9 protein-coding genes are annotated in these 13,654 nt (G+C 62.6%); 4 read left to right on the top strand and 5 right to left on the bottom strand.

All coding sequences use genetic code 11. From position 1 onward, the window contains the following. Positions 1–29: 29 nt before the first annotated feature. From LNV09_RS12580 to LNV09_RS12570, 3 genes are read left to right on the top strand one after another with little or no spacing between them, the layout of a single operon-like run. Complete coding sequence (locus tag LNV09_RS12580; protein WP_263557424.1) at positions 30–839, top strand: MinD/ParA family ATP-binding protein; 810 nt, start codon at positions 30–32, stop codon at positions 837–839. 18 nt (positions 840–857) lie between these two features. Further along, complete coding sequence (locus LNV09_RS12575; protein ID WP_263557423.1) at positions 858–1,571, top strand: RNA polymerase sigma factor FliA; 714 nt, start codon at positions 858–860, stop codon at positions 1,569–1,571. A 45-nt stretch (positions 1,572–1,616) separates the two neighbouring features. Continuing rightward, positions 1,617–2,993: a methyl-accepting chemotaxis protein gene (locus LNV09_RS12570; RefSeq protein ID WP_263557422.1), complete on the top strand. Its 1,377-nt coding sequence runs from the start codon at positions 1,617–1,619 to the stop codon at positions 2,991–2,993. A gap of 18 nt (positions 2,994–3,011) precedes the next feature. Here LNV09_RS12570 and LNV09_RS12565 read toward each other — a convergent pair whose 3' ends face one another. Genes LNV09_RS12565 through LNV09_RS12555 form a run of 3 tightly spaced genes read right to left on the bottom strand, consistent with a single transcriptional unit; the run spans position 3,012 to position 7,558 of the window. Next, the gene (locus LNV09_RS12565; RefSeq protein ID WP_263557421.1) at positions 3,012–4,895 is read right to left on the bottom strand and encodes a GGDEF domain-containing protein; all 1,884 of its coding nucleotides are present in this window, start codon (positions 4,893–4,895) and stop codon (positions 3,012–3,014) included. A 9-nt stretch (positions 4,896–4,904) separates the two neighbouring features. After that, entirely contained in the window at positions 4,905–7,157 is a 2,253-nt protein-coding gene (locus LNV09_RS12560; protein WP_263557420.1) for a putative bifunctional diguanylate cyclase/phosphodiesterase, read from the bottom strand. After that, positions 7,154–7,558 (bottom strand): Hpt domain-containing protein, encoded by a 405-nt coding sequence (locus tag LNV09_RS12555; protein WP_263557419.1) that lies wholly within the window; start codon positions 7,556–7,558, stop codon positions 7,154–7,156. Before LNV09_RS12555 ends, LNV09_RS12560 begins: the two co-directional genes overlap by 4 nt. 332 nt (positions 7,559–7,890) lie before the next feature. Between LNV09_RS12555 and LNV09_RS12550 the strand changes: the two genes are divergently transcribed. Then, complete coding sequence (locus LNV09_RS12550) at positions 7,891–9,516, top strand: sensor histidine kinase (protein ID WP_263557418.1); 1,626 nt, start codon at positions 7,891–7,893, stop codon at positions 9,514–9,516. On the opposite strand, the gene LNV09_RS12545 is transcribed toward LNV09_RS12550, so the two are convergent. Beyond that, a complete protein-coding gene (locus tag LNV09_RS12545) occupies positions 9,495–10,094 on the bottom strand; it encodes a response regulator (protein ID WP_263557417.1) in 600 nt (199 codons plus the stop codon). The genes LNV09_RS12550 and LNV09_RS12545 overlap by 22 nt on opposite strands. A 109-nt stretch (positions 10,095–10,203) precedes the next feature. After that, positions 10,204–13,623, bottom strand: a complete 3,420-nt coding sequence (locus LNV09_RS12540; RefSeq protein ID WP_263557416.1) for a PAS domain S-box protein — start codon at positions 13,621–13,623, stop codon at positions 10,204–10,206. Positions 13,624–13,654: the final 31 nt, after the last annotated feature.

The raw sequence follows: 13,654 nt of genomic DNA, 5'->3' as shown, positions 1-13,654 counted from the left end.
CCACTTCATAAGAGATACAGGACAACATCATGCGCGACGCTCACCGTACACATTCCCCGCAGGACCAGGCCGACGGCCTGCGCCGGCTTTTCGCCAGTTCAAGGGTGCGCTTCATCCCCGTCGTCAGCAACCCCCATGTGGTGGGCGGCGGCGTGCTGCTCGAAGGCCTGTGCGCGGCCTTTGCCGAACTCGGCCTTCACACCTTGGTGGTGGACGCAGGCGAGAGCGCGCCCATCCCATCGGAGCTGGCCTCGGTCGACCTGAGTGCCTGCGTCGAGCGCCTGTCCAAAGATGTGTCCTACCTGGCGGCGCGCGGCCTGCCGATGCGCTATATCAATGCCAATGGTTCGGCCGCCCAGTTCCTGGAAGTGGTCAGCGACGCGGCACCGTTTGCCGATGTCGTTCTGCTGCACGCCAGCGCCGCCGAGTTGGCGCGCGTGGTGGCGTTGCGCGAAGTGCGGCCGGTCTTGTTGGCCGATACCGACAGCATGAGCGTCACCCACGCCTATGCCGGCATGAAATGGCTGGCCAGCCGGGCTGGATTGATGGTCTATAGCCTGCTCTTGGCTTGCTCGCCACAGCTGCGTTTGTCCGACCGGATTGCCCAACAAATCAGCAGCTGTGCCGACGGATTCCTCGGCGCGGTGCTGCGCGACTGGGCCTGCATGGACCCCAAGAGCCCGTCGAGTGCTCCAATTTCCGCCGAGATTCGCCATTTGGCGCGTGAGCTTTTGATGGCTGCCCCGCCCGGCGCCGCCCTGGAAGCCTCGGTCAATGCCAGTCCTCTGCGCCCGCCCGTGCGGGCCCAGATGCACCGTGCCGCTGTTGCCACTGTTTGATTGCCGCTGGAGCTGATGATGTATACCGCCAAAGGCCGCCTCGATAATTCCTCCCTGATCCGGCAATACAGCCCTTTGGTGCGCCGCTTGGCGCATCAGATGATTGCCAAATTGCCCGCCAACATCGAAATTGACGACCTGATCCAGGTCGGTCTGATCGGTTTGACGGATGCCTTGAGCCGCTTCGATATTGGTCAGGGCGTGCAGTTCGAGACCTTCGCGACCCAGCGCATTCGCGGCGCCATGCTGGACGAGCTGCGCGGCGGCGACTGGATGAGCCGTGGCTCGCGCCGCCAACAACGCGAGATCGAAAGCGCTGTGCGCAAGCTGGAGCAAAAGCTCGGCCGCGCGCCGCTGGAGAGCGAAATCGCCATCGAAATGGGCGTGCCGCTGGAAGAGTATCAAGAGCTGCTCGGCAAGGTGCGCGGCACCCAGCTGGTGTATCTGGAGGATATGTCGGGCGACGAGGGCGACGAGGACTTCCTCGATCGTCATGTCGCCGACCACAGCAATAACCCCCTACTTAAGCTGCAAGACCATCGCATGCGCGAGGCGCTGGTGGCGGCGATCAAGAACCTGCCCGAACGCGAGCAGTACATGATGAGCATGTATTACGAGCACGATATGAATTTGAAAGAAATCGCGGTTGTGCTGAAGGTCACCGAATCGCGTGTCTGTCAGTTGCACAGCCAGGCAATCGCACGTTTGCGGGTTAAGCTGCGCGACTGGTAACTCATGACGTCTGCAGCCCATGTGGCTTGCGGACCGGGAGCGTCAATGTCATTGCTGTGGTGGAAGCGTCGGCCCGAAACTGCGGGTCGGCTTGAGCAGGCCGAATCAAAAGCGGTGAACACTGCAGCCAGCATAAGGGCCGAGGGTTTGACCGAGCTGATCCGTAAGGTGGCTCGGGCGGTTTCAAATGTGGGCAAAGACGCCGCCGAGGTGCGCGGTGTGCTGGAAGATACCCAGAAAATCGTGCTCTCGCAATGCGAGGCGATGGGCGCTTTGTCGAGTGAACTGGCTCAAGTGCGCAGCGCGCAGCAGGCCATCAGCCACTCGACCGAACAGTCGCGCGGCGCGGTCGGCCGAGCTGCCCAGGCTCTGGAAGGTGTGGGTAACGAGGTCGGTGGCATCGTGCAAACGCTGCGCCTGGTGTCGGATGCCGCCTCCGAGATCACCAAGATTGCCTTGCAAACCCGCTTGGTGGCTTTCAACGCCTCGGTGGAGGCGGGTCGCGCCGGCGAGGCAGGCAAAGGCTTCGGCGTTGTTGCCGATGCCGTCAAGGCCTTGGCAGGCCAGGTCGAGAATTCGTCCAAGTCCATCATGGGTACGGTCGCAACCTTGGATGCGCGCATTGAAACCTTCAGTCGCGAGTTGCGCAATGATCCCGCGCAAACCCAAAAAAGTCTGATTCACCAGGCATTTGCCGATGTGCAGACCGATGTGGGCCGGATTGCGGCCTCGGCCTCGCAGAGTGCGCTGACCATAGATTCCTTGTCTGGCCGCGCCAATGAGTTGGAGCGAGAGGTTCAGCAGGCGATGATCAGCCTGGATACGGCCTTCGCTTGCAGCGACCGTTTTCTGAAGATTTCCGAACAGTTGATCGAGCAGATTGCGGGTTCAGGCGTGGAGGTGGATGACGCGCCATACATCCGCGCCGCGCAGACGGCTGCGTTGGAAATAGCCAACTTGCTGCAGACGGCTTTGCAGCAAGGTGTGATCAAGCCCGCGCAGCTGTTCGATGACAACTACCGGGAAATTACCGGCTCCAATCCGGCCCAACACCTGACCGGCTTTGTCGACTTGGCCGACCGCCATTTTCCGGCGATACAGGAAAAGCTGCTGAGCTTGAGTGACAAGGTGGTCTATTGCATCGCCGTGGACCGCAATGGTTATGTGGCGACACACAACAAGAAGTACTGTCAGCCTCAACGCGCCGGTGATGTGGTCTGGAACACCGCCAATAGCCGCTACCGCCGCATTTTCAATGACCGCACCGGACTGGCCTCAGCGCGCAATCAGCGACCATTTTTGCTGCAGACCTACCGCCGCGATATGGGCGGCGGCCGCTTTGTGCTACTCAAAGAAGTGGCCGCACCCATCATGGTCAACGGCAAGCATTGGGGCGGCTTGCGCCTGGCCTTCAATTTCTAGCACCAAGGTCTGAGCTGCTCAAGGCGCCACGCAAGCCCGGTTCTTGCCCGTGTGCTTGGCTTCGTACAAGGCCAGATCGGCCCGGTCGAGGGCGGCTTCCAGGGTCTCACCCCGGCGGTAATGGGTGACGCCAGCCGAGAAGGTGACGAAAACGTCTTTGCCTTCATGCATGAACAGGCTGGCCGACAAGGCTCGCTGCAAACGCTGCAACACCGCTTGGGCTTCGTCGAGTGGCGTCGCGGGCAGCATCAAGACAAATTCCTCGCCGCCGTAGCGGGCGACCAAGTCGCCGGGCCGCAACTCGTTCGAGACCCGTTCGGCCAGCGATTTCAAGGCGATGTCGCCGGCGCCGTGGCCCAAGGTGTCATTCAGGCGCTTGAAGTTGTCGATGTCAAGCAGAGCGAGCGCGATCTTCGCGGACTCTGCCCCTTCGACGCTTTCCTCGCCGCTGCCGCGCTCCAGCTTGGCCTGCTCGGTCGCAAAAGCGGCTAAGAGGCCACGCCGATTGGCGATCTGGGTCAGCTGATCGGTCTGCACCTCATTGGACATGCGGCGCAATTCACTTTCTAGCTCCACGACCTTCTGGCTCAAGCTGCTGGCACGCTCATGCTCCAGGCTCAGCCGGTCTTGCGTTTGACGCACCAGCGATTGCACGCTGCGGCTTTCTTCGACCATTTCGCGCACCACGCCGGCCAGGCTTTCCAGCGAGTCGGCTTTTTCGATCACCTCGGCGTAGCGGCCGATGCTGTTCTGGAACCGATCCGTGTGTTGACCCAATTCGCCCAGCTCGGCCAGCATTTGATGGATCAAGGACTTCAGCGAATCGCGCGCCCGGCTGCGTTCGTCACGCAACTGGCGCTGGCGCTCGCGGGTGCCGCCCAGCATTTCGGTGACCGAGCGCACGCCGCGGCCGCTCAGGCCCTGTTCCAGTGTGTCGTTCATGGCCTCGCATTGGCCACGCGCCCAGGAGTCGTCCTCGGCCAGATCGACCAAGCTGGCGCTGAGTTCGCGGCACAGCTGTCCCAGCTCGCCGAACATATGCTGGCGGTGATCGAGCATGTGGCGAGCGCGTTGGCACAAGGCTTCTATCTGCTCGGCCGCCTGTGGGGTGGCTCCGCTGATCAGCAGGGCGCGATGGGCAAAATCCAAATCCGCCATCAACTCGTCGGCATAGCCTTCCGGGCTCTTCAGTGCGTGCTGGACCGTGCCGTGCAGTGAAGCACCGACCTCGACCCAAGCGCTGTTTGCTGCTCCGGCCAAACCGGTTGCACTCGATGATTTTGTTGGCGGTCGGTCTGGCTCATCGCCACCATCCAATTGACTGAGCCCGAAGTCGTCACCCATAAAGAACTGGCTGGGCGAGCCCCCGCCATCTTCTTCGCTGGTGTCGATGCTGGCGTCGGCCAGGTCTGAATCCCAGCTGCTGACCAAAGCCCGCATGCGCTTGAGCAGACGTTGGATATCGCTGCGATTGCCTTCAAGTACCCGCTGCAAGCCATCTTTCTTTTTCGCCATGGTCCATTGGCGGCCTCCGCGCTCAAGCCCACGAACCAAGCGCTCTATCACTTGCGCACAGGCTTCGGCCTGCGCTGCAGGGCCCTCAGTCTGCTGCAAGGTCTCAACATGGCGAATCGCATCGGCCCACCGAGACTCGCGCAGGCATACCTGCAAATCCAAGCGGTTCTGGCTGCTGCTAACGCCCAAAGCAAAGAGCTTGGTCAACAAGGTCTGGACCTGCTCGGGCAGCGCCGCAGGGGCGGCTTCGGTGCCGGACTCGACGGCATAGGCGCGGGCGTAATTCTCCGGGGTCGGCTCTAACTGCGCTTGACCCAGACGAACCAATGCAGCCTTGGCAATCTGCGCAGCAGGCATTCGAGCCGAGGCGGGGCGACGCTCATCCATCGTGAACTCCTATCGAATACCGCCGGTAGGGCGATGGGCGTCGGTGGGATTGAACTCAAGGCCTGCAACCGGATCTGCGTTGGCACGGGCAATCCAGGGCGCCTTGCGCGGCAGCACGGTTTGGGCCAGCCACAACTCGACCTCTTCGGGCGGCAGCGGCTTGCTGAACAAAAAGCCCTGCATCAAGCTGCAACCGAGCCGGTGCAAGACATCCATCTGGCGCATGGTCTCAACACCCTCGGCAATCACGCGCAGCCCCATCGCACGGGCCAGTGCAATGATGGCGGTGACGACGGCCGAGCTTTGCGGCGTGATGCCCAGATCGCGCACAAAAGTGCGGTCGATCTTGACCTCGGAGATCGGCAGCGTGGTCAGGTAGGCCAGCGAGGAGTAGCCGGTGCCGAAGTCATCAATGGAGATCTCCACTCCGACCTCGTTCAGCCGGTGCAGGGACGGGATGACGTTTTGCAAGTCCTTCATCAAATTGTTCTCGGTGATCTCCAACTGGATCGCCCGGTGCGGCACGCCATATGCGCTGACGCATTGATGAATATGCTCGACCAGATCGGAGCGCTCGAACATGCGGCTGGGCAAGTTCACGGCGATCGAGTCGGAAAAGCCAAAATTCAGCTGCCAAACCTTGGCCTGCCTGGCGGCCTCTTTCAGCGCCCATTCGGACAGCGGCACGATCAAGCCGGTTTCTTCGGCCAAGGGGATGAAGTCATTGGGCGGGATCAGCTTGCCATCGCGCTTCCAGCGCATCAGCGCCTCGGCACCGACCATGCGCGCACCGCGCACATCCACCTTGGGCTGGTAATGCAGCACGATCTCGCCGCGCTCCAAGGCCTTGTGCAGCGCACTCTCCAGCTCGAGCTTCTCGCGCCCGCGGCCGGCCAGTTGGGGCGTGTACAGCGCCGAGGCATTGCGACCCTGCGACTTGACCGCGTACATGGCGACGTCGGAATTGCGCAGCAGATCGGCCATGGTCTGGCCGTCTCTTGGGAACAGCGCGATGCCAATGCTGGCGGTCACAAAGCATTCTTGGCCGGACAATAAGATCGGCTCCCGCAAAGCCTCCAGCACCCGGTCGGCGACCCGCTCGGCGTCGCTTTCATCGGCGACTTCGGGCAGCAGGGCCACAAACTCATCGCCGCCGAGTCGGCCGACCGCTTCCAGCGTGCGGTGCGAGCGCCCGCCTATGGTCTCCAGCATGCCCTCCATCACCTGGTCGGAATGCCTGACGCAGCCGCGCAGTCGGCGACCCACTTCGACCAGCAACTCGTCGCCGGCAGCGTGACCCAGGGTGTCATTGATGATCTTGAAGCGGTCCAGATCGATCAAGAGCAGGCCGACCTCGTGGCCACCTTTGCGCGCTTGCTCGATGGCGCGCTCAACCCGCCAGATCAGCTGGCGCCGATTGGGCAGACCCGTCAAGGCATCAAAGTGGGCAAGTTGACGAATGCGGTCTTCGGCGTGACGCCGGTCGGTCACGTCCTGCATCACGCCGGTATAGCCATTGGCATTGCCGAGTTCGTTGAATTCGGGCTCGGCCTCGATGTGCACTACCCGCTGGCGGCCGTCCAGCAGCGTCACGGTGAGGTCGGTGACCAGCACCGAGTTATGCGCCATCACGTCGCGCAGCAGGCGCAGGAACAAGGCGCGTTCCTCATGCGGCACCATGCGCATCACGCCGATGAAATCCAGGCCTTCATGGGGGCCACGGCTGAACACGCGCAAGGCCTCGGCGGCCATGGTGAAGCCACCCCCCACATGCCACTCGAAGCTGCCCATGCGGGCCAGGTCTTGCGCGCGCGCAAGGCGTGCCTTGCTGCGTTCGAGCTCGATGCGGGTGCGTGAAGAGCGCAGCAAATAGCGCAGTCGCCCGGCCAGCAAGCTCCACTGGGTGGACTTGACGAAGAAGTCCGTGGCACCGACCTGATAAGCGTGGTTGATGGAAGCATCATCATCAAGGCCGGTCAACATCAGCACCGGCGTCGACTCGAAACCGGGCTTTTCGCGCAGTTGTCGGCAGGTCTGAAAGCCGTCGAGTTCGGGCATCATCGCGTCCAGCACGATCATGTCCGGCGACATGGCCGCCATCAGGGCCAGTGCTTCGCCGCCGCTGCGTGCTTCGGTGATTTCGAATCCGCGCGCACGCAAGGCAACCGCAGTCAACAGCAAGTTGACCTCGTCGTCGTCAACGAGCAGCACTTTGGGCTGCTCCAGTAAATCGTCTTCTAGATGGGGCAGGGCGGCATTCATGGAATATTAGGCAGCAGGCTCAGCAGAGCCTGCCTGACTTGGATCACTTGCCCGAGCATACCGTCTAGCAAGGGCTCCAATCCATCTGTTTGGCCAATCCGCGCCATTGTTTCAATCTCGGCGCAGCGCTCGGCCAAATCAAGTGCACCCAAGCTGGCCGACGATGACTTCAAGGTGTGGCAGACATGACGAATGACATGCAGGTCCAACTGAGCGCCGCGTGCGCCTTCAAGCTCCGGCAACAGGCGTTCAAGTGACTTGACATAGGCCGTGACTACTCGCTCTATCAGCCTATTTGCACCATTGGGGTCGAGTTCTTCCAGGCGCGCCAAGGCTTGCGCGTCTAGGCGAAAGCCATCGGCGGAAGCAGGCTTGTTTTCAGGGTTTGGTGTGGACTGCATGGGGCTTCCATCTTGGGCGGGCAATTGCTTGCGTCAAAACTGCTTATCTCTACGGCATTGTCGTCGTTTGGCGCGTGCGAAAAATCGCTGGCCAGCGCAAGCGGCTTGTTTGAAGTGGCTGACCGGTGTCCATCAAGTTAGGGCGCTCATCGCGCGGATCAATAATCGGCAAGGTGTGGCGCGCGCCTGGCCATGCCGCAAGCTCGGCTGCGCCGGCCTATTGTGTGGCTATCGGCTCAGGCAGCGTTAACTTGAGTGCTGCCGCCTTGCTCGCTCCTGGCCGTGCAAGGCGGCGGTGAAAAAAGACATTTTGCATCCCTACAATGATCGGCATGAATAGTCTCAGCGATGCCCGCTTCAGTAGCCGCCGCTTGCCCGGTCGGGGTGTGGCGCTCTTGCTGGGTCTGAGTTTGGCGGCCGGCGTCTTGTGCCTGCTGGCCTTGTTGCTGGTGTTGCGCCAGGGCGAGAGCTCAGGCCTGCTGGCCTTGTTGCTGACGGGGCTGTGTACGGCCTTGGTTTTGTTGGTGGTCGCCGCTTTGGCCTGGCATATCGGTGTGCGATTGACGCGCCAACAGTTTTTCGCAGCGCTGCGAGAGGCGCGCATGCATGCACAGACCCTGGCCCAACTGCAGCCGCATTGCCAGTGGGCGAGTGACGCCAATCACCGCTTGGTGCGTTGGCAAGCGCCGCAGGCTGCACTGAGCTCGCTGTGGGCGGGTGCGGCTGCGCCGCAAGCATTGTGGGAGCGCTTTGATCTGCTTGATGATGGGGCTCAGAGCCTGCGTCAGCGGCTTGAAGAGCAGGCCGCCCACTTTGACTTGCAGGTTCTGTCTAGCGACGGTAGCGGCGCTCGCTGGCGCCTGCGAGCCATCGCCTGCACGGATGAGCAAGGGCGCTTTTGCGGCTATCAAGGCAGCGCTGAGGCTTTACCGCCGGCATCGCTGACCGGCATTGAGCATCGCTGGATGGAGGCGCTGCCGGGGCCGGCTTGGCTCTTGGACGACGCGTCGGCGCAGGGGCTTGCAAGGGTTTTGGCGCAGAACAAGCAAGCTGCCGCATTGAGCGGTGCAGCGGCCTCTGCTGGCTCGACATGGGCCGAGTGTTTGAGTCATTTGCCCGAGCCGGTGGTGGCGGCCTTGGCTGCGCAAGCGTCGCCAAGGCCCGAGCTGGGAAACAGTTTTTCAGACGCTGGCGGCAGCTACCAGTTGCTGACCTTGTGGCCACAGCAGGCCCCGCTCAGCGCACCGCAGCGCCCCGAGGCGGGGCCGTCCTTGCAGGCGCAGCAAATGGCGCATGAGCATGAGTCTTTCAGTTTTACCGTCTCGCATGATTTGCGCGCGCCGCTGCGGGTGGTGGAGGGCTTCACCCGCATCTTGAAAGAAGACTATGGGCGATTGCTGGACCGCATCGGCAATGACCATCTAGACCGGGTGATGGGTGCGGCGGCGCGCATGAACAGCATGATTGACTCGCTGCTCTCGCTGGCGCAGTTATCGGCCCAGCCCTTGGCGCGTCAACCGGTCAATTTGTCCCAGCTAGCAGGGTTTGTGGTGGAGGAGTTGGCCCGTTCCAGCCCTGAGCGCAGCGTCCATGTGCATATTCAGCCGCATATGTTGGTGCAGGGGGATCCGACGCTGTTGCGCATGGTGCTGGAGAACCTGCTCGGCAATGCTTGGAAGTACAGCGGCAAATGCCTGCAGCCGCTGATCCGCTTTGAAGCGCAGCAAGAGGCGGGGCAGTGGATTTACCGCGTCAGCGACAACGGCGCGGGTTTTGATATGCGATTTGCCGATCGCTTGTTTGGTGTCTTTCAACGTCTGCACAGTGCCAGCGAATTTCAAGGCACCGGGGTTGGCTTGGCCTCGGTGCGTCGCATCGTGCGCCGCCACGGCGGCGAGATTTGGGCCGAGGCGGTGGTCGGCGAGGGCGCGCAGTTCTACTTCACGCTCGCGGGCTGAGCCAGCATTTCGACCGCCTCGACCAGCATTTTGGCCTGCAGCTCCAGTTCGCGGCCCTCGGCTGCGGCCAGCTTTTGCAGTCTGTCCAAGGCATCTTGGCGTGACAGCGAGTAGCGGTGCATCAAGACCCCGACGGCCACCGGCAGCAACTCATGCAACACCGGCTTGTTCAATTCCTGCGCAGGCGGCGCCGGAGTTTGAGTTTGCTTGCGGTTGGCAAAAGCGGCCTCTACGGCCGGCACAATTTGATGAATATCCAGCGGCTTGATCAGGTAGGCCACCGCTCCCAATTCTTTCACCTTGGCGACGGTGGCTTCGTCGGCAAATGCGGACAAAAACATAAAGGGGATGTGCAGATATTCGCGCAAGTACGCGGCGACATCGAAGCCGCTCAGCCCTTCCATGCGGATGTCCAGCAAGGCCAGTTCGGGCCGATGTTCACGCGCCAGCAAAATAGCGTCGTCGCCATTGTCGGCGTCAATCACCTCGAAGCCAGCCTGCGCCAAACCATAGGTCAAGGTCGCCAGTACCAAGCGATCGTCGTCGACGACAAGAATCTTGCCCTTTTCATTGCTCACCGTTGGAGGCCCCCCGCTGTGCTGCGTCTTGGTGGGCTGCTGACCCACCTTGTTTGCCGCATTGTCGCCCAAACTTCGCGTTTGTTCGGAGTGCCGTTTCGGTAAGGCATCAGGACTCGGTCAACAGGCTGACGCTGGGCGCCAGCAACTCCATCCGGCAGACGACAAATTCCTCGCGCTGATCCAAGGTCAGCAGCGCGCTGCGACGCGGCAATAGAGCCCGCACCAGGCCCAAACCCGACACCCCACCGGGCACTTGCGCCAAGTTGAAATCGGCCGGCAGCCGGCCTGCATTGATGATCTCGACCGCCACACTCTTGGCGCCACAAATCAAGGTGCAGGACACCACGCTGTCTTGGCTGTGTTTGATGGCATTGGTCAACAACTCATTGAGCGTCAGTGCCACCGGGATCGATTCGGCCTCGGGCAGCGCCCACTGGTTGGCTTGGGGCGCGCTGACGCCTTCGATGTGCGTGGCAATGCTGCGCCCCGACATCCGCTGCACCGAGCCAATGATGGCATCCATCACGCGGCGAATCCGCAGCGGCCCGGAGCCGCCGACTTGCAGCCCATAGACCTGCGCGATCGCATGCACCTGCCCGACCGCTTCATTGATGACGCTGGCCACTTCGGGGCGGCGCGCGGCAATTTGCTGCAGCAGGCCGGCCACGCCCTGCAAATTGTTCTTGATGCGGTGATGCACTTCGCGCACCAGCAACTCGCGCTGCGAGATCGCAGCCTGTAGGCGCGCTTCCTCAGCGGCGCGGTGCTCGGTCACATCACTGGCAACCAGTAACAGCTGTTCCGGCGCACCTATCTCGGCCGATTCGGAGCCCTCGCTGGTGCCGGCCAAATGCAAGAAGCGGGCATCCCAGACGCGCATTTGCTCGCCACTGCCCAGCCGGTACTCGTGCTGCGTGACGGCGCTGGCCTGCAATGCGGCCAACATATCGCGGCGAATCAACTCGCCCTGCTCGCGGCCAAACAAGTCTTCCGGGCTGGCGCCCATCAAGGCCGCTTCGCTGCGCCCGGCCAGCGCGGCAGCGGCTTGGTTGATCTGCTCGACCCGCAAGGTCTTGGCGTCGTGCAAGCTGATCGCCAAGGGCGCAGCTTCGATGATGCGGCTCAGGCTGGCCTGCGCTTGCTGGGTCTGTGCCTCGGCTTGGCGGCGCCGGTCGATGTCCAGCAAGGCGTAGGTCAGCTGCCTCCCTGTGGCGCGTGCGCCGGTCACGACGGCATTGCCGACGACCCAGAACTCGCGCCCGTCGCAGGCCTTCAAGCGGCACTCGAAGGCCTCGGTCTGGCCTTCGGTCAGCTCGTCCAGGTAGTGGCTTTGGCGGAACGGGTGATCGGACGCGGGCGTGGCCACGATGCTCATCGGCTGGCCCGCGAATTCGCTCAGGTCGCCGCCGAACATGCGCCGCGCTGAGCGGTTCATCCATTCGATGCCGCCGCGCCCGACCGTCACGATGCCGACCAGGACCGAATCCAGCACCGCGCGTTCGCGCTCGGTCTGCAACATCAGCGATTGCTGGGCACGCCAGCGGTCATCGACATTGACATAGGTGGCGATCAAGCCTTCATCCGGCGCGCCCGGGCGCATCACGCGCTTGCTGACCTGCATCCACAGGCCCGTGCCGTCTTGGCGGCGCACGCGTCGTTCGCCGCGCCACAGGCCGTAGGTATTGAGGGCGCTTTCGACAGCGTCGTTTTGATTGTCGAAATCCAGGGAGCTGTCGAACAGCTCTTGATGGTCCAAACCACTCAGTTCATGGATGCGATAGCCCGTCAATTGGGCCAAGGCGTCATTGGCGCGCGTGACACGGCCATTGCGCAAAATCGCGATGCCCACGTCGGAGAGGCTGAACATCATTTCGCGGTCCTGCACCAGGGCCTCCAACTCCGCCTGTTGCGCTTTCAGTCGACTGATGTCGCTGATCACGGCAATGCTCTCCTTGACCTGCTGCGGCTCGGAGCTCTGGGCGGGGTCGATCGGCCGGTTGACGCGGCGCAAGCTCAGCGAGAGCCAGCGTGGCTGCTTCTCTTCGCTGCCCACCTGCAAGAACTCGGCCTCGAAGGTCTGCTGCTCAAGCAACTCCGGCAAGGCCGCTTGGACCTGCCCGGCCAACTCAGGCAAAGCCGCAAACAAGTGGCTGACGGCCGTGCCAACGGTCTGGGCTTCGCTCAAGCCGAGCATTTGCTCGAACCCGCGATTGCAGCGCAGCAATTGATCGCCACGCAAATAGGCCAAACCGAGGCTGGCGCTGTCCATGATGGTGGTCAATTCGTGCAGCAACTGCTCGCTGCGGTCCTCGGCTTGCGCCTGCGCCGTCACGTCCAGCGTGACAACCGAGGTGGTGCGCTGGCCCGACTTGAGCTGGCCCGGCTCGACCCGGGTGAGCAGCCAGCGCCGGCCCAACTCGGGGTGACGCACCGCATATCTGACTTCGATCCGGTCGCCTTTTTTGAGCGCCTTTTGCAGGCGCTCGAACTCGGGCAAGGATGACGCCTCGACGATGTCCCGGCTGATGCCTTGCAGGCTGGCCATTGGGTTGCGTGCGGCACCTGCGGCGCCTGGATGTGCGGCTCGGGAGGCGCGTGGGCGCAGCCAGCCTGCATCTTGCTGAAAAGTGGCCAAACCGACGCCGGCGGTATCCATCAAGGCGTCGAGCTGTTGGTGTGCGAGGTCGCGTTCTTGCTCGACGGAGCGATCCTCCAACACGGCCAGATAGCGCTGAGGCAGGCCGCCTTGCCCGCCGCTGAAGGCTTGCAAACGGCCCTGCAGCCAATGTGTACGGCCATTGGAGCCAGGCAAGTTGGCCTGGGTTTGCAGCGTTGCCTCGGGCGCTGTCAGCTTCAGCAGGTCTGCGGACAGTCGCCCACCCTGCCAACCCAGCAATTGCTGGATGGCCGGGTCGGCTTCATGCAGCGTGGTCGGCAATTGCAGGCATAGCGCCGCAAAGGCCGCATTGTTTTTCAGCAGCAAGCCTTGGGCATCGAACAGCACCATGGGCAGGGGGCAGAGTTTGAACCACTGGGCCAGCTCGGCATGTTCTCGGCTGCTCACCTCGTTGCTGCATGCTTGTTGCAACGCTTGGGTCGAGTGCGCCGCTGCGGGCTGCAGGCTTGTGGCGATCTTGGCGCGCGGCTTGTCCTCGACGCGGGCGTGCAAGAGCCAGCGCGCCAGATCGGTCGGGTCTTGCGGCGGCAGCGCCATCAAGGTGAGCGGGGCTCGCTGGCCGCTGCTGAGTTTGATGCTGGGAGCCGGCGGGCCGCGGCGCCCTTCGCTGAGGGCCCGACTGGCCAGGCGCAACCAGTCACCCAGTCGCCCACCGTGGCTGGTTTGCAGTCCATGCAAACCCTTGCTGGCGTGCTGACCGGGCGGCTGCTCCAGCAGGTTCAGCGCGCTGGCATTGGCCTCCAGCAAATCAAGCGATTCGCTCAACAACATCAGCGGGTCGCTGATCAAGCCAAACAGGCCGCGCAGGGCGGCCAAATCTTGCGGCAGGAGAGAGAGCTGTTCTGACATTGGGCCCGAGTTTACGGGCCAGCCGAGCTTT

Source organism: Paucibacter sp. B2R-40 (genome assembly GCF_025717555.1).
Taxonomy (GTDB): Bacteria; Pseudomonadota; Gammaproteobacteria; order Burkholderiales; family Burkholderiaceae_C; genus Paucibacter_A.
Note: the sequence above shows the minus strand (reverse complement) of the source record. Positions and strands in the feature narration are given on the sequence as shown.